This is a genomic window from Sphingomonas sp. MS122 (assembly GCF_049532975.1).
Lineage (GTDB): Bacteria > Pseudomonadota > Alphaproteobacteria > Sphingomonadales > Sphingomonadaceae > Sphingomonas.
Map to the genome: position 1 here is coordinate 1276619 of NZ_CP186695.1, position 19168 is coordinate 1295786.

The window sequence follows — 19168 nt, forward strand, 5'->3', positions numbered from 1 at the left end:
TGTTCGGGGCTCCGGCCGGATTGCCTGCGCCCCATGGGTCCGGGCTAGCGGCCCGGCATTGCAAAAAGGCGACCCGAAGGCCGCCTTTCCGGTTACTTGCGAAGACCGAGCTTCGCGATGAGTGCGGTGTAGCGGTCCCCGTCCTTCTTGCGGAGGTAGTCGAGGAGGCTGCGGCGCTTGTTGACCAGCATGAGCAGGCCGCGGCGCGAATGATTGTCCTTGGCGTGACCCTTGAAGTGCTCGGTCAGGTTCTGGATCCGCTCGGTGAGGATCGCCACCTGGACTTCGGGGCTGCCGGTGTCGCCGCCAGCGCGGCCATGTTCCTTGATGAGCGCTTCCTTGCGCTCGGGCGAGATCGACATGTGCTTTCCTTCGACATCGTGTCACAGATTGAAGCCGCGCACGACGCGGACGTTGCCGTCCGAAACCTCGACCAGCGCGACGGGCGTATCGCCCTCCAGCGCGAAGTGTTGGCCGTCACTCGCAGCGATCCCGGTCACTTGCTGCCCCTGGCGGAGCGCCCCTGCCTGACCGGGGGAGAGGGATAGAGCCGGGATGTCGTCCAGCCCCGCCCTCAACGGCAGGAGGCAATGTTCAAGCCGCTGGCCCTTAGCGGCATCGGCCAGTTTGTCCAGCGAAATCGCGGAATCGAGCATGAACGGCCCGGCTTTCACGCGGCGGAGCATCGTCACATGGCCGACCGTGCCGAGCGCGCGCGCGATGTCGCGCGCGAGGCTGCGGATATAGGTGCCCTTCGAGACATGTGCGGTGAGCGTCGCGCTGTGCGGCGCCGAATCGCGGAGGGTAAGCGCGTGGATGGTCACCGCGCGGCTGGCCAGCGTCACCTCCGCGCCCTTGCGAGCGAGATCATAGGCGCGTTCGCCATCGATCTTGAGCGCTGAATAGGCGGGTGGGGTCTGATCGATCGCTCCGGTGAAGCGTGGCAGCACGGCCTCCACCTGCTCCCGTGAAGGATACACATCCGATTCGGCTGTTACTTGGCCCTCGAGGTCGAGCGTGTCGGTTTCGACCCCGAAGCGGACGGTGAAATCATAGACCTTGTCGCTGTCGAGCATGCGGCCGGCGAGCTTGGTCGCCTCGCCCACCGCGATCGGCAGCACGCCGGTCGCCAGCGGGTCGAGCGTGCCGCCATGGCCGACCTTGTACTTGCCGTAGCCGCCCTCGCGCAGCGCGCGCTTGACCGCGCTCACCCCCTGGGTCGAGCCGAGACCCAGCGGCTTGTCGAGGATGATCCAGCCATGCACTAGCCGGCGATCGCCGAGGCGATCGCGAGGTACCATCCGGTGACCGCCTGCGCGGGCGGGGCGATCAGCCGCGCGACGATATTGGCGTCGGGCCAGATCGACGGGACGACGAGCAGCAGGATGAACAGCAGCGGGAAGCCGAACCGGCCGAACGCCGCCCAGCGCTCGGCGAGCGGCGGCGGCAGCAAGCCCTGCACGACGTGCCCGCCGTCGAACGGCGGGATCGGCAGCAGGTTGAACAGCGCCAGGAAGATGTTCACCGCGATGAAGTTGAACAGATTCTCGATCACGAAGCCGATCACGCTTCCCGGCTGCGCCCCATCCGCGCTGGCCACCGCGAGCCCCAGCAGCACCGCGCCCGCCAGCGCAAGCGCGAAGTTCATCCCCGGCCCCGCCAGCGCCACCAGCATCATGTCGCGCCGCGGATTGCGCAGCCGCGCATAGTTGACCGGCACCGGCTTGGCCCAGCCGAATACCGGCGCCTTGGCGAGCGCGAGGATCAGCGGCAGCGCGACGGTGCCGATCGGATCGACATGGCGGATCGGGTTGAGCGAAAGGCGCTTGCGCTCCGCCGCCGTCGGATCGCCGAGAGCGCGCGCGACCCAGCCGTGCGCGACCTCATGGAACACGATCGCGATCACCAGCGGGATCAGCCAGACGGCCACGCGATAGACGATGGATTCGGGATTCATGTCCGTGATCTAGGTGCGTCCGGGGCGTTTCACCAGCACGGGGCTCAACCCGCCGTGGCGATCGCCTCGACGAAATGGCGGCGGCACAGCGCGACATAGCGGTCGTTGCCGCCGATCTCGGTCTGCGCGCCTCGCGCCACCGCGCGGCCCTCCTCGTCGACGCGCAGGTTCATCGTCGCCTTGCGTCCGCAGCGGCACACCGACTTGATCTCGACCAGCGCGTCGGCGAGCGCGAGCAGCCGCGCCGAGCCCTCGAACAGCGCGCCGGTGAAATCGGTGCGCAGGCCGTAGGCGAGCACCGGCACGCCGAGCACGTCGGCGACCGCCGCCAGCTGGTCGACCTGCGCCGCGGTGAGGAACTGCGCCTCGTCGACCAGCACGCAATGCACCGGTCCGGAATCCGCCTCGCGCTCGACGCACAGCCGCAGGTCCATCTCGGGATCGAAGCCGATCGCCTCGGCGGCAAGACCGATGCGCGACGCGATTCGCCCGGCGCCCGCCCGCTCGTCGATCGCCGCGGTGAACAGGATCGTGCGCATGCCGCGCTCGCGATAGTTGAAATCGGCCTGGAGCAGCGTGGTCGATTTACCCGCGTTCATCGAGGCATAGTAGAAATAGAGCTTGGCCATGGATGGCGACCTTGGCTGAGGATCCCGCTTCTTTCACCCGCCACTGCCGCAAAGCCGTGGACAAGTCCGTGGACGGCGCGTGGATCAGTCTTCCGGCGCCGCGAGGTCGCGCGCCACCTTGGGATCGCGCAACAGCTTGTCGATATGGCTGCCCTCGTCGAAGCTCTCGTCCGCCAGGAACTTGAGCCGCGCGGCATATTTCATCTTCACGCGGTGCGCGACCTCGCGCTGGAGGTAGGCTGTGTTGGTGCGCAGCGCCTTGAGCACCGCCTCCTCGTCCTTGCCCAGCAGCGGCTTCACGAACACCGTGGCATGGCGCAGGTCGGGCGACATGCGCACCTCGGTGACGCTCACCATATGGCTGGCGAGCACCTCGTCATGCACCTCGCCGCGGGCGAGGATATCCGACAGCACATGGCGTACCTGCTCGCCCACGCGCAGCAGGCGGACGGAACGGGTCTCGGGCGTCTCGTTATGCTTCATGGCCAGTACTCGCCGCCCGGACCGGGGCCAGGGCGGCGATCAATCAAAGCGTCCGCTCGCGCAGCTCGACCTCGAACGTCTCGAGGAAGTCGCCCGGCTTGATGTCGGTGAAGTTCTGGCTGAACGTCACGCCGCACTCCAGGCCCGCGCGGACTTCGGCGACATCGTCCTTGAAGCGACGCAGCGACGCGATCTCGCCAGTGTAGATGATGACGTCATCGCGAGTGATGCGCGCCTTGAGCGCCTTGCGGATGACGCCGTCGGTGACGAGCAGACCCGCCGCCTTGCCGTGCTTGCCCGCCGAGAAGACCTCGCGGATCTCGGCGCGGCCGACCACGGTCTCGAACGCCTCCGGCCCGAGCTGACCGGCCATGCCGGCGCGGATCTCGTCGGTCAGGTCGTAGATCACGTCATAATATTTGAGCGCGACCTTGTTCCGCTCGGCGATCTCGCGCGCCTTGGCGTTGGGACGGACGTTGAAGCCGATGATCGGCGCGCCCGAGGCCGCGGCCACGTTGACGTCGCTTTCGGTGATGCCGCCCACGCCCGAGTGCAGGATGCGCACCTTGATGTCGTCGGTCGAGATCTTGTTGAGCGAACCGATGATCGCCTCGACCGTGCCCTGGGTGTCGGCCTTGACGACGAGCGGATACTCCATCGCCTGCTTTTCCTTGAGCGCGGAGAACATGCTCTCGAGGCTCGCCGGGGTGTTGGTCGTGCGCTTCTGCTGGATGACGCCGGCGCGATAGGCCGCGACCTCGCGGGCGCGCGCCTCGTTCTCGACGACCTGGAGCAGGTCGCCCGCCATCGGCACGCCCGACAGGCCAAGCACCTCGACCGGCATCGACGGGCCGGCTTCCTTGAGCTGGCGGCCCTTGTCGTCGACCAGCGCGCGCACCTTGCCGCTCTCGGCGCCGACGACGAACACGTCGCCGACCCTGAGCGTGCCGCGCGTGACCAGCACCGTCGCGACCGGCCCGCGGCCCTTGTCGAGCTTGGCCTCGACCACATTGCCCTCGGCAGCACGATCGGGGTTGGCCTGGAGCTCGAGCAGCTCGGCCTGGAGCTGGATCTTCTCGATCAGCTCGTCGAGGCCGGTCTTCTTGAGCGCCGAGACCTCGACGTCCTGGGTCTCGCCGCCCATTTCCTCGACGATCACCTCATGCTCGAGCAGGCGCTCGCGCACGCGCTGGGCATTGGCCTCGGGCTTGTCGATCTTGTTGATCGCCACGATCATCGGCACGCCGGCCGCCTTGGTATGGTTGATCGCCTCGATCGTCTGCGGCATCAACCCGTCGTCCGCGGCGACCACCAGCACGACGATGTCGGTGACGTTCGCGCCGCGCGCGCGCATCTCCGAGAACGCCTCGTGGCCCGGCGTGTCGAGGAACGTGATCTTCGACTTGTCCTTGAGCGTCACCTGATAGGCGCCGATATGCTGGGTGATGCCGCCGGCCTCGCCGCGCACCACGTCGGTGCCGCGCAGCGCGTCGAGCAGCGACGTCTTGCCATGGTCGACATGGCCCATGATCGTGACCACCGGCGGACGCGGCTTGAGCGCCTCCTCGGCATCCTCGACCGTGTCCACGGCCAGATCGACGTCGGAATCCGACACGCGCACGATGTTGTGGCCGAACTCGGTCACCAGCAGTTCGGCGGTGTCCTGGTCGATCGTCTGGGTGAGCGTGACGGGCATGCCCATCTTGAACAGCGCCTTCACCAGGTCGGCGCCCTTCTCGGCCATGCGGTTGGCGAGCTCGGAAACGGTGATCGCTTCCGGCACCTGCACGTCGCGGACCTGCTTGGCCTGCGGCTCGCGCGGACCCGAATGGCGGCGCTCCTTCTCACGCGCACGCTTGAGCGCGGCGAGGCTGCGCGCCCGCGCACCGTCGTCGCCGCCCAGCGCACGATTGACCGTCAGCTTGCCGCCGCGGCGCTCGTCGCCCTTGCGGTCGCGCTGCTGCGGCTTCTGCGGCTCGGGACGTGCCGGCGCGCGGCCGACACCCGCTCCGCCGCCCGCCGGGCGCGGTGCGGGACCGCCAGCGAGATTGGGCTCGGGACGCGGCGCGGCAGGGCGCGGAATCTCGGGGCGCTGCACCGGCGTGAACTGGCGCGGCGCGGGCCGGCTGGAATCCAGCTGCAGCGCGACCGGCTCCTGGCGCGCGGGGGCGACAGGCGCGGGCGGCGGCGCGGCTTCGGCGGCGGGCGCAGGCGCGGGCTCGGCCTTGGGTTCGGGCGCTTTGGCCGGGGGCGCCTTGGCGGCCTCGGCTTCGGCGCGCGCGCGTTCCTCGGCGCGACGCTGCTCGGCCTCGGCGGCTTCGGCACGCTCGCGCTCCTCGCGGCGGCGCGCCTCTTCCAGCGCGTGCATGCGCTGCTCCTCGGCCTCGCGCAGCAGGCGGGCCTGGCGCTCCTGGGCGGTCTCGCCGGCAGGCGCAGACGGGCGCGGCGCGGGCGCGGGCGGCGGGGGCGGCACGGCGACGGGCGCGGGCGCCGGCGCTTCCTCCTGCGGCGCACCTGTCTGCGGGCCGAGCACGCGGCGGCGCTTCACCTCGACCACGACGGTGTTCGAGCGCCCGTGGCTGAAGCTCTGCTTCACCTTGCCGGTCTCGACCGTGCGCTTCAGCCCCAGCGGCTGGCGCATGCCCAGTTTCGGCTTGTCGTTTTCGGTATCGCTCAACTCAAATTCCCGTCTGTTCGTCGTTCGTCTCGTCGCCGCCAGCGCCCGATGCGCCTTGCGAAGCCATTTCGCAAGGTTTGGGGTCTGGATCGGGACCGATAAAATGCAACCAGCGGGAGAGCGCTTCGCTCACCCGCGCGGCTGCCTTGGGGTCTGTCAGGCCGACATGTACCACATTTTCGCGGCCAAGGGCCAAGGACAATATGGTGCGCGGCAACGGCAATGTGAAGCCCGTGTCGCCCGAGCCTTCGCGATCGGTGCCGACGCGCAGCGCCTGATCGAGCTTGCGCGACCCGTCGGCGCCGGCGTCCGACGCGTGGAGCAGCAGGTGCAGCTTGCCGCTGCGCCCGGCCTTCTCGATGCGTTCGCCGCCGATCACGACATGGCCGGCCTTGGCCTCGAGCCCGAGCCGGTCGAGCAGCGCGCGCTCGAGCTGCGCGGCGATGCGATCGCCGAGATCGCCGGGGATGCGCAGGTCGTTGGTCTTGAATGCGCGCGACAGGGCGCCGCGCAGCTTCTTGGCCGACGCCTCCAGCTCGGCGCGGCCGACGCCGATCCACGCGCCGCGGCCGGGCGCCTTGGCGCGGATATCGGGCAGCACCTCGCCGTCCGGCGACAGCGCGAGCCGGATCAGCCCGTCGCGAGGGGTTTCCTCGCGCGAGAGGATGCAGGTGCGGATGGGGCCATCCGCACGTGCGCCGTCCGTCAGTTCAGACCGGGTCTCATTGCTCGGAGTCCGCAATTGCGTCCTCCCCACCGGCCGGAGCCGGCGCTGCTTCGTCCGCGGCCGGCTCGTCCTCGAACCAGTGCGCGCGGGCGGCCATGATGATCTCGTTGCCCTGCTCTTCGCTCAGGCCATACTCGCCGAGCACGCCGCCCTTGTCCTGCTCGCGGACCGGCGCGGCCGGGCCGTCGCCGCGGCGGCGCGGCTCCGCGCGCTTCTTGGCGATCAGCTCGTCGGTGGCGAGGTCGGCGAGGTCGTCGAGCGTCTTGATCCCCGCCTTGCCGAGCGTGACCAGCATCGCTTCGGTCAGATACGGGATATCGGCCAGCGCATCCTCGACCCCGAGCGCGCGGCGCGCCTCGCGATTGGCTTCCTCGCGGCGCTCGAGCGCCTCGGTCGCGCGGCTCTGCAGCTCCTGGCCCAGCTCCTCGTCGAAGCCCTCGATGCCCGCAATCTCGTCGAGCTCGACATAGGCGACCTCCTCGAGGCTGCTGAAGCCCTCGGCGACGAGCAGCTGCGCGAGCGTCTCGTCGACGTCGAGCTCGTTCTGGAACATCTCGCTGTTGGCGACGAACTCGGCCTGGCGCTTCTCGCTCGAATCGGTCTCGGTCAGGATGTCGATCGCCTTGCCGGTGAGCTGGCTGGCGAGGCGGACATTCTGGCCGCGGCGGCCGATGGCGAGGCTGAGCTGGTCGTCCGGGACCACCACCTCGATGCGGTCGTCCTCTTCGTCGATCACGACGCGCGCGACGTTCGCCGGCTGCAGCGCGTTGACGACGAAGGTCGCGGTGTCGGGCGACCAGGGGATGATGTCGATCTTCTCGCCCTGCATCTCCTGCACCACGGCCTGGACGCGGCTGCCCTTCATGCCGACGCAGGCGCCGACCGGATCGATCGAGCTGTCATGGCTGATCACGCCGATCTTGGCGCGCGAGCCCGGATCGCGGGCTGCGGCCTTGATCTCGATGATGCCGTCGTAGATTTCGGGCACTTCCTGCGCGAACAGCTTCTTCATGAAGTCGGGGTGTGCGCGGCTGAGGAAGATCTGCGGCCCGCGGGTCTCGCGCACCACCTTCAGGATCAGGCTGCGCACGCGGTCGCCGACGCGCACCACTTCGCGCGGGATCTGCGCGTCGCGGCGGATCACGCCCTCGGCGCGGCCGAGGTCGACGACGACGTGGCCGAACTCGACGCGCTTGACGACGCCGGTGATGATCTCGCCCTGGCGGTCCTTGAACTCCTCATATTGCCGCTCGCGCTCGGCGTCGCGGACCTTCTGGAAGATGATCTGCTTCGAGGCCTGGGCCTGGATGCGGCCGAACTCGATCGGGGGCAGCGGATCGACGATGAAGTCGCCGACCTTGGCGTCCTTCTGCAGCTTCTGCGCGCCCTTGAGGTCCACCTGCTTGAAATAGTCGTCGACCGCCTCGACCACTTCGACCACGCGCCACAGGCGCAGGTCGCCGGTCTGCGGGTCGAGCTTGGCGCGGATGTCGTTCTCGACACCGTAGCGGTTCTTGGCGGCGCGCTCGATCGCGTCCTCCATCGCCTCGATGACGATGGCCTTGTCGATCATCTTCTCGGATGCCACCGAGTTCGCGATGGCGATGAGCTCGGCCTTGTTGGCGGAAATGGCGGTGGCCATCAGTCCTGTTCCTCTGCTTCGAATTCGTCTGCGCCCTCGGTCGAGAGCGGTTGGGTTGCGGCGATGAGCCGGTCGGTCATCAGGAGCTTGGCGTCCTCGATCGCGTCGAACGCGACGGCATGAGTCACGCCGGTCGTGTCGACGATCGAAACGTTGCCGCCCTCGACCCCCGCCAGGTCGCCCTTGAACTGCTTGCGCCCGTCGACCTTCTCGGCGAGCGTGACGCGGGCCTCATGGCCCTTCCAGTCCTCGAAATCCTGGAGCCGGGTGAGCGGCCGGTCGATCCCGGGCGAGCTCACCTCGAGCCGGTAGGCATGGTCGATCGGGTCGCGGCCCGCGGCCTCGAGCTCGTCGAGCTTCTCGGAGATGCGGCGCGACAGATCGGCGCAATCGTCGATCGTCAGCTGGCGCGTATCCGGGCGCTCGGCCATCACCTGCAGCGTCGGATCGCTGGTGCCGCCGAACATCTTCACGCGCACCAGATCGAAGCCCAGCGCACGCGCTTCGGGCTCGATCAGACGGGTGAGGGCAGCCATGTCCGCCACGCAGAAACTCCAATAGGCATCGAATACACCTCGCCGCCGCCGCACCCCGTGGGGCCGGCCTCGGCAAGGTTTCCGATGTCGAGAACAGCGCTTCTATAGGCGCTTGCCGCGGCGACGGCAAGGATTTCGAGTCGGCGCATCGCCGGACGGCCTCGCCACGGGCGAGATTGCGCGTTGCGAGCCGCAGGGCGGCGTGCAACATCGCGCTTTCCCGCGCGTTGCGGGGCCCGCCAGCCTTGGAGGACATGGATGCGCCTGTTGCCGATCGCCGCCGTCTCGCTCACGCTGTTCGCCTGCACCGGCGCCGAGCCGGGCAACAGCCAGCCGGCGCAGAACGATGAAGGCGGCCGGCCGTTCCGGGTCGCAGTGGTCGCCGATTTCGATGCGCCCTGGTCGATGACCTTCCTGCCCGACGGACGAATGCTGGTCACCGAAAAGGCGGGCCAGCTCATCCTGCTCAGCGCGGACGGCAAGACCAAGACCCCGGTGCCCGGCGTTCCCCCCGTCGACAGCGCGGGGCAGGGCGCGTTCAAGGAAATCGTCCTTGCGCCCGACTTCGCGACCAGCAAGCGAGTCTATTTCAGCTATTCCGAAGCAGGCCCCGGCGGAAAGGGCGTCGTTCTCGCCCGCGCGATCCTGGCCGATGGCGCCTCGCCGTCACTGCAGAGCGTCGAGACGCTGTTCAAGGCCACCCCCTATGTCAGCGGCAACGGCCATTATTCGGGCCGCATCGCGTTCGCGCCGGACGGCCAGCACCTGTTCTTCACCAATGGCGAGCGCCAGAAGTTCGATCCCGCGCAGGATCCCAAGTCGACGCTCGGCAAGGTGCTCCGCCTGACGCTGGACGGCAAGCCGGCCGGCGATCCCGGCCTCACCGCCAAAGGCTTCCACCCGGCGATCTGGTCCTATGGCCATCGCAACCTGCTCGGCATCGCCTTCGACAAGGCCGGCAATCTCTGGGAGCAGGAGATGGGGCCGCAAGGAGGCGACGAGGTCAACCTCGTCCTGCCCGGCAAGAATTACGGTTATCCCATCGTCTCGGATGGCGATCATTATGACGGCCGCGACATTCCCGATCACAAGACCCGCCCCGAGTTCGAGGCACCCAAAGTCTCATGGAATCCCGCGATCTCGCCGGGCGGGCTGATCGTCTATTCAGGCAAGCTGTTCCCGCAATGGGCGGGCGATCTGTTCATCGGCGGCCTGTCGAGCGAGGCGTTGATACGCGTCGACGTCAACGGAACGAATGCGCGCAAGGGCGATCAATGGCCGATGGGCGCGCGCATCCGCGAGGTGGAGGAAGGGCCCGACGGCGCGATCTGGCTGCTCGAGGACGGCCGCAACGGGTCGCAGGGCCGCCTGCTCAAGCTGACGCCGGCACGCTAGTCCGGGTTCGCGAGCAGGAAGTTCATCCGCGCGCTTGCGACGAGCCGCTCGCGATCGCCCTGCCACGCCGCCGCCTCGACATTGGCGATGCGAGTGCCGAGCCGCGTAACCTTGCCCTGCGCGTACGTCACCTTCTCGCGCCCGCCGCGCATGAAATCGACCGTGACGTTGACCGGCTTGACCCGCGTATCGTCGCGGCCCTCCTTCTCCAGCGCATGCTTGAGCGCGACGATCGCCGCCATCTCGAGCAGCCCGGCGAGCGCGCCGCCATGCACGAAGCCGGGACGGCCGACGACATCGGCCCCGAACGGCATCGCCAACACCGGCGCACCCTCCCCGGTCTCGGCCGTAATGCCGAGCAGCTCGGCATAGGGCGGCAGGTTCATGCCGGCGCGCCCGTGAACATGAAGGTGCCGGCGACATTGGCGACCGGATCCTCGGGATCGCCGTCATGCGCGACGCCGCGGACGAAGGCGATCGAGCGGGTGACGCGATAGCATTCGCCGCGTCCGGTCACGGTACGGCCGGGTGCCGCCGGACGCAGATAGTCGACGCGCAGGTCCAGCGTCGCATGCGGCAGGAACCCGCCCCGCTTCATCCACACCGCGACGCTGGTCGCCATGTCGAGCAGCGCGACGATCGGACCGGAGGCGATCACGCCGCGCGCCCGATCGCCGATCAGCGCTTCGGAATAGGGCAGGGCGAGTTCGCACCAGTCGTCGCCATGCGCCGCGTAGCGAATGCCCAGCGCGCGCCCGTGCCCCGCGGGTAGCGCGAAGAAGACGGCCGGATCGAAAGGCAGCGGAGCGTTCGCCATCGCGCCCGCCTAGCGATCGCCGCCGGGCGCGGCAATGCCCGCGGCGTTGCCCCACCGTAAACTCGAATTAACTCTGCTCCGCCTCCGCCCCGGCCTAGCATCCGCGTCATCCAGCATGGAGAACGCCGATGATCCCCTTGCCCATTACCGAGATCGCCTCGCTCGGCACGCAGGTCGCGACCCACGGCGCGCTCCGGGCGGCAGAGATGGTGGCCGACGACATCTTCGAGATGATGATCGCGATCGCGATCCTCGTCTACGAGACCTATCCCGGCTAGTGGATCGCACGTTCGAACCTTCGCGGCATCCGGCCCTCATCGGCGCGCGTGCCCGGTCCGCGCCCGTCAATGCCGCCTGGCTCGGCGATACGGGACGCCTGACCGCATCGCGCTTTGCCGGCCTCCGCGATCCGGAGCTGATTGCGGGGCAGGCGGCGACGCTGCTGGCCGATCCGCTGTGGGTTGAGACCCTGCTGGCGCCGCTGATCGCCGCATTTCGTGACGATCCCTGGTTCGAACCGCCGTTCAGGACGAGCCGCGATCGACTTCGCACCGGCATCGTGCTGCTCGACTCAGAGGTGGTCAGCATCGCCGCGACGGTCATCTCCGCCGACGCGCTTCGCCAACTTCCGGTGCCGGCCACGGTGGTCGTTCCGGGACGCGTCACGCTGACCCGCTATGTCCGCGGCGGGGAAGCGCGAATGCGGCGATGGCGGGTCGAACACGCCGGTCCGGACTTCAGCGCCGCGGCCGAGCCGCCGGCGGTCGAGTCCGCGCCACTGTTACTCGGCGACGGCGATGTCGTCCGGCAGGACGGGCGATGTTGCGGGCACCTGATCGTCGACGCCAGCAGCGACATCGTCGCGCTCATCGCCACCATCAAGCCCGGCGCCGCGCCGCTGATGCGCGAATATGCCGTGGCCGACGGCAGCTTCGTGCGGGCGGCAAGCGCCGACGAAGCGGCATCGCGGATCGAGATGCTGCTCGCCTTCCTGCGCGTGAGCGGACGCGTGGACGCCGCCACGGCGTTCGAACAAGCGTCGCACCATCCCGCGTTTCACTTGCGCTGGGCGGCGATGCGCGAATGGCTGATGCTCGATGGCAGGACCGCGCGGCGTCGGCTGGCGGAGATGGGGGCCAGCGATCTCAATGCCGAAGTCCGCGCGGCCGCGCGGGCGACGCTGCCCGCGCTCGACCAGCGGCTGGCCCGATCATGCCCCGCTTGATCGACCCCGGAGAGGCCGATCCGATCGCGCTCGACGACCTCACCGACGCGCTCGATTCGACACCCTTCGATCCACATGACGAGGAAAGCTTCGCCGCGCTCGGGCCGTTGCTCGCCCGGCTCGGCCGCAACCGGGACTTTCTCGCCGACCTCGCGATCGACGAGCTGAAGCTCCGCTGCGCCCGTCAGAGCGCCGCCAACGGCTATGGCCCGCAGGTCTTCCTGCTTCGCCCGCCCAATGGCCGCTATGTCATTCGCGCCAACTTCTGGCCCGCGGCACAGGATGCGGTGGTCCAGGCGAGCGGCACTGCGCCGTTCTTCTACGGACTTCCCCACGATCATAATTTCCCGTTAGAGACTCATCCGCTAACCTGCCCACCCCGCGTCAGCCTCCAGACGTTCACCGACGCGACCTTCGCGGCCGATCTGGTCCGCCTATTGCGTCACCAATCGCCAGCAACAGCGAAACCTCCCGCGGCATCCCGGCTTGGCTTGCAATGCCGTTCATCAACGCATTGAGCGTCTGCTGACGCCCGATCGCGCGCGGATCGCCTTCGGCCGCGTCTTCCTGCGTCACCTCGATCCAGAAATTCTGGATAGTCTCCCGATGCGCGCCGGCGTTGGCCAGCACGCCCAGCGCCAGCCGCAACTCTGGGTAGGGATGCACGCGACCCGATCGCGTGCGCCTCTTCGCGACCTCAAGGGCGCAGAGAGCGTGGAACACCAGGCGCTTTCGACCGACTCGCATGGCGGAACATGATAAGAACAAAATGCGCGGTCGAGAAGGGTTCTGCCGCACCGACCTTCGCAAGAAGTGCGCCAACTTATCGAAACATTCTACGAAAAAATGTTGAGTTACACTCTACAATTCTCTTGCATCCGTCCACATAATCTGTAGAGTGACACTCAACAACAACGGAGAAGTGCAATGCAGATTGTTTCGGTTCGGGATAAGCGGGTGAAGGCTCTGGTCGAGGATCCGGCGATCACCAGCGTGAAGGGTCTCGACAAGCTCGAAACCCGCAAGATCGTGGAGATGATCGTCGCGATCCGCGTGATGAGCCACCCGCTTCAGTTGCTCGCCGTCCCGTCGTGGAAGGCGCATGAATTGACCCCCGGTCAGCCGGGCAAGTGGAGCCTGTTCGTCACCCGCAACTATCGCCTGACCTTCATGGTCGATATCGACCTTCAGGAGGTCAGCGTCCTCGACTACGAGGACTATCACTAAGCCGGGAAGCGGGGGCGAAAGCCCCCGCAATTCACCTGTCAAGAATGTAGAGAAACACTCAACAACCCCGTTGCCATCTGTAGAGCGTCACTCTATATTCTACGCGAAGGAGACAGATCATGACGCGCGATGCCGCCCAGTACAAGATCGAGACCGCGGCTGAGATGGTCGTCACGGCCTTGCCGCCGCTCGACCAGCACCCCGGCCCGTTCATCCGCGACGTGTTGCTGCCGGAATATGGGTTGAAGAACATCAGCGACGTGGCGCGCCGCCTCGGCGTGGACAGGGCCGGCTTCATCGGCACCCTGAATGGCAAGCATGACGTCAGCCGCGATCTCGCCTATAAGCTGGGCGCGCTGACGAACGATCACGTCGCCGACTTCCTGATCGCCTACCAGCACGCCTATGACCTGGCGAAGGAACGCGACAAGCGCGAGGCCTACAAGGCGAAGATCGCTCGCGTGCCGCCGGTCGAGCGCGCCGCGGAAGCCTGAAACGACAAAAAAGGGCGCGCCCCGGTTTCCCGGAGCGCGCCCTTTTGCTGTGTGAACGCGATCAGTCGGCGATCTTGTTCGCCACCCGATCGACATTCTCGGCGATGCGAGCTTCCAGCTCGGCCCGAGATTCCTCGAGCTTCAGGATGTCGTCGTCGTCGAGCGTCGCGGTCTCGCGAAGATCCTTGACGACTTCCACCACCTTCTCGGCCGCAGCGATCGCACCAGCAATACGCGGGTCGATGATCGCGACGGCCTTGCCGATGCCGACCACGCCGTCGACCAGCTTCTTGATATCGATGTCCAAGGCCACCTCCTACTGCTTGAGGGCTGACTGGACGCCGGCGAACGCGTCACGCGCGCGCTCGACCGCCTCGCGATAGCTCGACGCTTGGCCCGCGCGCTGCGCGGCCGATGCTGTCTGAAGCCATCGCTTGGTGTCGAGCAGGCCTGTCCGCAATCGCTTCGCCACCGCGCTGTTACGCTCGAATGCGCCGAAGTCGAATGCGATCTCGATCGCGTTCGCCGCTGCGTTCAGCGACAGGAACGCACCGCGCACGAAGCGCTCGTCGATCGTCGTCTTGCCGGTGACCGTCGAGGGCGGCGCGACATTGAGCGCGTCGGCGATATCGGCCGCGACGACAGCGGCCTTCGTGATCGCCTCGGCTTTCGCGCTGGGTGGTGCGCCGGGCGGCTCTACGCCGGACACGGGGACACAGGCCACCGCGAGGCACGCGGCGACCAGAACAAGGAAACGGCGCATGATGCGCTCCTTTCGTGATGACACCGGCAACCCGCCGGCGGGGTCAGTCTGCCGGCGTCGCCGGTTCAACTGGCGGGTTCGGGCGCTGTGTCGGAACCGAGTTCGACAGCGCCTCGGTCAGGTTGCTGCGGTCCTGATGCTCCCACAGCGACTTGATGACGCCGATCACTTCGCGAAACGACAGCAACAGGGCCGTGAACAGCCCCGCGTCGGCCAGAGGCACCTTCCCGTCGGGCGTCACCTTGGCGATCATCTGATCGAACGTGTGCCCGATCAGATACAGGATGCCCGCCGCGAGCAGAGTCATCGCGATCAGCCCCCAGATCGACAGGTGTTCGCGCGTCACAGCAGCACCCGCTTCGCGCGCAGCAACGCCGCCTTGCGTTCGGGAAGGCCGTTGCGACCGCCGTTCACCCGCACGGTGAGCGCGTCGATGTCATCGGCATCGGCCAGCGCATTGCAGCCCCGCTCGCGCCAGTAAATGCACCCGGCGAGCGTGCCCTTATCGGGCTCGGCGAGTTGGTCTGGATCGTCGAGGACGTTCATGCCGGTCGCTTCCTGCAATGCGGCATAGTTGTCGTGGAAGGTCGTCTGCTTGGTGCCGCGACCGCGAAACTTCCAGCCATCGCCGGGCCGGGTGTTGCCAAAGCGCCCGCCATAGACCTTATTCGCCAGCGCCTGCGGATTGCGGGCATAGGGCGCCGCCGCCGCGACCGAAGCGAACCGCGAGGGCCAGACCTGCCTAATCCGCTCGGCGGTGTAGTTGAGGTTCTCGACCAGGCGCGTGAAGCCCAGCGTCTCGACCGACGACTGCGCCAGCGTGTGCGCGAGGCGCAGGGGCGTTATGATCCCAGCGGCGGGGAAATGCTTCGCCGCCGCGCGGCCGAGGTCGAGGTGCATCTCGCCCATCGGTTGCGCCCCCACGCGGGCCATGAGGGCGGCGTAGGTTCGCGTGCCCAGAATACCGTCCACCTGCCCCGGATCGAGGCCAAGCGCCTTCAGGCGCCGCTGAAGCGTCGCTACGTCCATCGTTCGTCCTTTCGCTAGTATCCGGCGCTCCGCGCCTCAGTCGCCCTTCAGGGGCGGAAAACGACGCGCGAGCCGCGCGCCGGTGTCATCGCCTTCGGGCGGACGCTCCCCGCGGCTCTGCGCCGCGAGAGATTCCGCTGCGTTCACCTTCGCCACGGTCTGACGAAGCTCGCCGCTTTCCTCTATCACGCGCTCGCTCACGTCGCGAAGGGTCGCGGCCTGCACCTGCAGGAAGAACCGCTCCGTCAGCAGCTTGATCAGCCGATCGGCACCGACCGTGCAGAACGCGGTGAGCAGCGCCGCGACTTCACCGGAAGCACCGGCCCGACTGACCAGCGAGTATGCGATCAGCGCGACCATCGGAAGCAACAGGATATCGGCGGCGATCAGACGGGGCCGCACCTTCACACCTCGCTTGAGCAGCAATGCATACTTCGCGGCGAAACCGCAGGTGAGGCCGACCCATATCCAGGCGTATTTCGCGAACGCCGCTTCCCACCCTGCCAACATGCGTTCACCTTCCCCCGGAATTGGCTGTGAAAGAGACACGGTCACCCCCATCACCAAAGCGACAGGGTGCCGCCAATGCTGTCGCCGATGGCGAGCGCCGCGGGGACAGTGGCCGTGACTGTGGTAGAATCGACGGGCTGCGGCGCCGCCGCCGACAGGATGTATGTGCCAGCGCCCCCCGTTCCGGTGCCGAGCGCGGTGATGGTCGCACCGGCGGGGATTGCATCGCCGCCGGGATCCTGTCCCGAGACTGCCATGCCCACCGCCAGCGTTCCGCTCGTCACGGCGGTCACCGTCAGTACATTGCCTGCGACCGATCCGGTCACGACCGCCCCGTGACTGACCTTCCCGTCGCCGATCAGCATGAACCGACCGCCGTTTTCGACCGCGCCTTCGATGCTGTCGAACCACAGCTTTCGCGAAATGGCGACCTCGCCCACGGCGTCAGCCACAAAGGCGCGGAATGTCCAGCCCCAGACCCGGTCACCCGGCTGCGCCAATGCGATCCGCCCTCGCCCCGTTCGCTTGATCATCCGCCGCTTGGCAATCTGAGCGCCGGTGCCATTCGCCACGCGCCGCTTGAAGCCGCAATCCGGATACCATTCCTTGCTGATATCGGCGAGCGTGACCGGGTTGATCGGTATGGCCGCGTTGATCAGCGCCAGCACGTCGTTGTTCGTGGCGTTGGTCAGGTTCGTGTTGAACACCTTGCTGACCCCGTCGATCGTCAGCGTCTTGTTGACACCGGTGCAGTCGCCAAGGCGTTTGCCCAGCAGGAAGTCACCGCCGCCGATATACTTCTCGCCACGACCGAGATCGTCGACCGCGCCGAAGATCAGCGGCGCGGCGTCACCCGCGACGACCTTGCCGGGCGTCGTGGCGAGAACCCAAGCACCCTCGATATCGACCAGAATGAACGGCCCCTCGTGGACGCCGGTAATGCTCCATTGCACACGGTCGCGCGCGAGATCGGTTCGCACCTCGCCGCTGCCCGCGACTTCATGCCGGACGGCCGCGAAATCGTTGGCGTGCAACGAGAGGCGGCATTGCGCCGCAGGGTGGATCGTTTGAATGAAGACGCTCTCGGTATGATCGTCTGCGGACGAGCATCCCCTAAAGTTGACGTCACCTGGCAGATAGGAGACCGGGATCGTCGGATTGGTCACCGTCGGCCCGGTGTTGTGGAAGAAGAAGCCCGCGTTGATCATCCCGTCGGATGCAGGCTGATCGGGCAACCCCAGATGCTGCGCGCGACAGTCGATAAAATCCTTTCGATCCCCCGCCGAGATGCCCGACCCTACCGCGTTGCCGCTGTTCCCGGCCGCTTGGAAGATATCCACCCGAACAAATTTCTGGCCATGGCGCCGGGTCTGGGCGAGCGGCCCGCTATTGTCGCCGCCGATCCGCTTGTTCACTCCGTCGAGGTGCAAGCCATAGACCGGATTGGTTTCGCTGATGATTGTAAAATCGAAGCACTTCGTGGGGAAATGCGCCTCCAGCATCGCATGCACGCCGGCGTCTTCGCGGCGGACAAAAGTCCGGCCTCGGCCCATGCCCTCCAGCTCGACATACTCGGGAATATCCAGATAGGTCGCGTTGTAAGTCGTCTCTTCGTACAGGAACAACCGCACACGATTGTGGAAATGCGCGCGCGCGCTCAGCTCGGGCACACCATCCTGCTGAAGAGATTCTACGATGTCGCGAAAGTCACCCGCCGCGACCGCGATACGCTCGTGATAGCGATCGTCTTCGACATAGTTGGCGGTCAGACCAGCGGGGCAAAGCCGATCGCTTGCGATGCCGCCCGTCTCGGCCGTGAAGTTGTAGACGCCGGGCGTGGTCGCCACCGACCAGTTGAGGCGCAAATGCACCTGAAGGCCGTTTGCCGCATAGATTTCATCGGTAAGCACCCAGATCGAGCGGTTTGCCGCGAGCCAGATCACGAAATCAGCATAGGACATGAGACCCGGCGCGAAGATCGTCGTATAGGCGCGAAGCGCCCCGGTCGCGCTGTTGCTCGCATAAATGCGCGCGTAGGGCGTTGCCGCCGCGGCAAGCTCGACCTGGCTGATGTGGTAGCCGTTGCCCGGCACCACGCCGTAGGCCCAAAGGTCCGTGACCAGGCCACGCAACAGCCGCGATCGCACCGACGATTTGAAGCATCCGTTGGTCAAAGCAGCTTCCGTCGCGACGCCGACCTCGACCAGCTGGGTCACGGCTCCGACGTCGTTGAACACGACCCGCTCCGTCACGATCTCGCTGTCAGCGAGATTGTGGATCGACCCGTCGCCGAAATTGTCCCCAGTGCGGAAATCGAGTTCGACCTCTCCTTCGACGAAACCGAGGCCCAGAGCCTCCGCTGACAATGTCAGCGGCATGGTTACCTTGCCGATACCGCCCTTTGCTATGGGAGCGGTGTTGGGGTCGATGTTGCCGCCAAGGGTGAACAGGGTGGAGCCGTCGGCCTTGTCGGAAATCTGGAAAAGCAGGCGGTCTCCGGGCGTTGCGGATGCACCGAAATTGTCGCGTCCGAACTGGCGCAAGGAGATTACAAGGTCGGCGGGCCACACCCCATTGGTGACGACGAGGCGCAGCTTCAGCCGGTCGAACTCGGGATGGGCGGCGACATAGGTGATGTTCCGGAAGATCGACAGTGTTCGCGCCGCTTCGACCGCGACTTCGCTGGCGGCAACTGTATCGTCGAGAATAGGCTGAACGAGCGCCGCTACGCCCTGATAGAACCCCTCGGCGATCCGGGGTACCCCACCGACATACTCATACACCCCGTTTGCCGGATCGGCGGCCGACCCATTGTTGTTGTTCACATAGACCAGCGTGTTCGGATGGTCTTCGAACCAGTCGTCGCGAGCCGCCGTGGTCGCGACGATCGTCAGCCCGGCCTGCGCCGCATAGACGGCGATATCGATCGTGCGGAACAGGTCGCGGATATCCACCTTTTCCGGGTCGTGGAGACCGCTCGGCGCAACGCCGTCCATCGTGAAATCGCGATAGACCTCTTTGGCCTTGTCAAGGATTTCGCCCATGTTCTCGCCCTTC

Annotated in this window: 23 protein-coding genes; 6 read left to right on the forward strand and 17 right to left on the reverse strand. The window is 66.9% G+C overall.

Annotated elements, in window-relative coordinates; all coding sequences use genetic code 11:
• Positions 1-92 precede the first annotated feature (92 nt).
• The 9 genes from rpsO to rimP form a co-directional block, all read right to left on the reverse strand.
• Positions 93-362 (reverse strand): 30S ribosomal protein S15, encoded by a 270-nt coding sequence (gene rpsO / locus ACO227_RS06025; protein WP_423606083.1) that lies wholly within the window; start codon positions 360-362, stop codon positions 93-95.
• Positions 363-383: 21 nt separating this feature from the next.
• Positions 384-1301, reverse strand: coding sequence for a tRNA pseudouridine(55) synthase TruB (truB, locus tag ACO227_RS06030; RefSeq protein WP_423606084.1), 918 nt, complete (start codon positions 1299-1301; stop codon positions 384-386).
• Positions 1265-1957 (reverse strand): site-2 protease family protein, encoded by a 693-nt coding sequence (locus ACO227_RS06035; protein WP_423606086.1) that lies wholly within the window; start codon positions 1955-1957, stop codon positions 1265-1267. The genes truB and ACO227_RS06035 overlap by 37 nt, the downstream gene beginning before the upstream one ends.
• 44 nt (positions 1958-2001) lie before the next feature.
• Positions 2002-2586, reverse strand: a complete 585-nt coding sequence (locus ACO227_RS06040; protein ID WP_423606088.1) for a thymidine kinase — start codon at positions 2584-2586, stop codon at positions 2002-2004.
• Between the two features lie 84 nt (positions 2587-2670).
• A complete protein-coding gene (rbfA, locus tag ACO227_RS06045) occupies positions 2671-3069 on the reverse strand; it encodes a 30S ribosome-binding factor RbfA (protein ID WP_423606089.1) in 399 nt (132 codons plus the stop codon).
• Between the two features lie 43 nt (positions 3070-3112).
• Positions 3113-5710 carry a translation initiation factor IF-2 gene (gene infB / locus ACO227_RS06050; RefSeq protein WP_423607281.1) on the reverse strand — a complete coding sequence of 866 codons (2598 nt, stop codon included), beginning with the start codon at positions 5708-5710 and terminating at the stop codon, positions 3113-3115.
• A 37-nt stretch (positions 5711-5747) separates the two neighbouring features.
• Positions 5748-6488, reverse strand: coding sequence for a DUF448 domain-containing protein (locus ACO227_RS06055; RefSeq protein ID WP_423606090.1), 741 nt, complete (start codon positions 6486-6488; stop codon positions 5748-5750).
• Positions 6469-8115, reverse strand: coding sequence for a transcription termination factor NusA (gene nusA / locus ACO227_RS06060; protein WP_423606091.1), 1647 nt, complete (start codon positions 8113-8115; stop codon positions 6469-6471). Before nusA ends, ACO227_RS06055 begins: the two co-directional genes overlap by 20 nt.
• Positions 8115-8651, reverse strand: a complete 537-nt coding sequence (rimP, locus tag ACO227_RS06065) for a ribosome maturation protein RimP (RefSeq protein WP_423606093.1) — start codon at positions 8649-8651, stop codon at positions 8115-8117. The genes nusA and rimP overlap by 1 nt, the downstream gene beginning before the upstream one ends.
• Positions 8652-8909: 258 nt before the next feature.
• Between rimP and ACO227_RS06070 the strand changes: the two genes are divergently transcribed.
• Positions 8910-10046, forward strand: coding sequence for a PQQ-dependent sugar dehydrogenase (locus ACO227_RS06070; RefSeq protein ID WP_423606095.1), 1137 nt, complete (start codon positions 8910-8912; stop codon positions 10044-10046).
• Here the strand turns inward: ACO227_RS06070 and ACO227_RS06075 are convergent.
• Positions 10043-10432, reverse strand: a complete 390-nt coding sequence (locus tag ACO227_RS06075) for a PaaI family thioesterase (RefSeq protein WP_423606096.1) — start codon at positions 10430-10432, stop codon at positions 10043-10045. The genes ACO227_RS06070 and ACO227_RS06075 overlap by 4 nt on opposite strands.
• The gene (locus ACO227_RS06080; protein WP_423606097.1) at positions 10429-10863 is read right to left on the reverse strand and encodes a PaaI family thioesterase; all 435 of its coding nucleotides are present in this window, start codon (positions 10861-10863) and stop codon (positions 10429-10431) included. The genes ACO227_RS06075 and ACO227_RS06080 overlap by 4 nt, the downstream gene beginning before the upstream one ends.
• Before the next feature lie 128 nt (positions 10864-10991).
• Here ACO227_RS06080 and ACO227_RS06085 point away from each other — a divergent pair, with 128 nt between their 5' ends.
• The 5 genes from ACO227_RS06085 to ACO227_RS06105 all read left to right on the forward strand — a co-directional run bounded on the left by ACO227_RS06085 (position 10992) and on the right by ACO227_RS06105 (position 13809).
• Complete coding sequence (locus ACO227_RS06085) at positions 10992-11141, forward strand: hypothetical protein (protein ID WP_423606098.1); 150 nt, start codon at positions 10992-10994, stop codon at positions 11139-11141.
• Positions 11141-12088 carry a hypothetical protein gene (locus tag ACO227_RS06090; RefSeq protein ID WP_423606100.1) on the forward strand — a complete coding sequence of 316 codons (948 nt, stop codon included), beginning with the start codon at positions 11141-11143 and terminating at the stop codon, positions 12086-12088. Before ACO227_RS06085 ends, ACO227_RS06090 begins: the two co-directional genes overlap by 1 nt.
• Positions 12076-12606: a hypothetical protein gene (locus tag ACO227_RS06095; protein WP_423606101.1), complete on the forward strand. Its 531-nt coding sequence runs from the start codon at positions 12076-12078 to the stop codon at positions 12604-12606. Before ACO227_RS06090 ends, ACO227_RS06095 begins: the two co-directional genes overlap by 13 nt.
• 409 nt (positions 12607-13015) lie before the next feature.
• The gene (locus ACO227_RS06100) at positions 13016-13315 is read left to right on the forward strand and encodes a type II toxin-antitoxin system RelE/ParE family toxin (RefSeq protein WP_423606103.1); all 300 of its coding nucleotides are present in this window, start codon (positions 13016-13018) and stop codon (positions 13313-13315) included.
• A 119-nt stretch (positions 13316-13434) separates the two neighbouring features.
• On the forward strand, positions 13435-13809 hold the full coding sequence (locus ACO227_RS06105) for a helix-turn-helix transcriptional regulator (RefSeq protein ID WP_423606105.1): 375 nt from the start codon (positions 13435-13437) through the stop codon (positions 13807-13809).
• A gap of 61 nt (positions 13810-13870) precedes the next feature.
• Here ACO227_RS06105 and ACO227_RS06110 read toward each other — a convergent pair whose 3' ends face one another.
• Genes ACO227_RS06110 through ACO227_RS06135 form a run of 6 tightly spaced genes read right to left on the reverse strand, consistent with a single transcriptional unit; the run spans position 13871 to position 19155 of the window.
• Positions 13871-14116: a hypothetical protein gene (locus ACO227_RS06110; RefSeq protein WP_423606107.1), complete on the reverse strand. Its 246-nt coding sequence runs from the start codon at positions 14114-14116 to the stop codon at positions 13871-13873.
• 9 nt (positions 14117-14125) lie between these two features.
• Positions 14126-14572, reverse strand: a complete 447-nt coding sequence (locus ACO227_RS06115) for a hypothetical protein (RefSeq protein ID WP_423606109.1) — start codon at positions 14570-14572, stop codon at positions 14126-14128.
• Positions 14573-14615: 43 nt separating this feature from the next.
• Positions 14616-14918, reverse strand: coding sequence for a hypothetical protein (locus tag ACO227_RS06120; protein WP_423606110.1), 303 nt, complete (start codon positions 14916-14918; stop codon positions 14616-14618).
• Positions 14915-15601, reverse strand: a complete 687-nt coding sequence (locus tag ACO227_RS06125; protein WP_423606112.1) for a peptidoglycan-binding protein — start codon at positions 15599-15601, stop codon at positions 14915-14917. The genes ACO227_RS06120 and ACO227_RS06125 overlap by 4 nt, the downstream gene beginning before the upstream one ends.
• A gap of 36 nt (positions 15602-15637) precedes the next feature.
• A complete protein-coding gene (locus ACO227_RS06130) occupies positions 15638-16162 on the reverse strand; it encodes a hypothetical protein (protein WP_423606113.1) in 525 nt (174 codons plus the stop codon).
• Positions 16162-19155: a hypothetical protein gene (locus ACO227_RS06135; protein WP_423606115.1), complete on the reverse strand. Its 2994-nt coding sequence runs from the start codon at positions 19153-19155 to the stop codon at positions 16162-16164. Before ACO227_RS06135 ends, ACO227_RS06130 begins: the two co-directional genes overlap by 1 nt.
• Between the last annotated feature and the right edge of the window lie 13 nt (positions 19156-19168).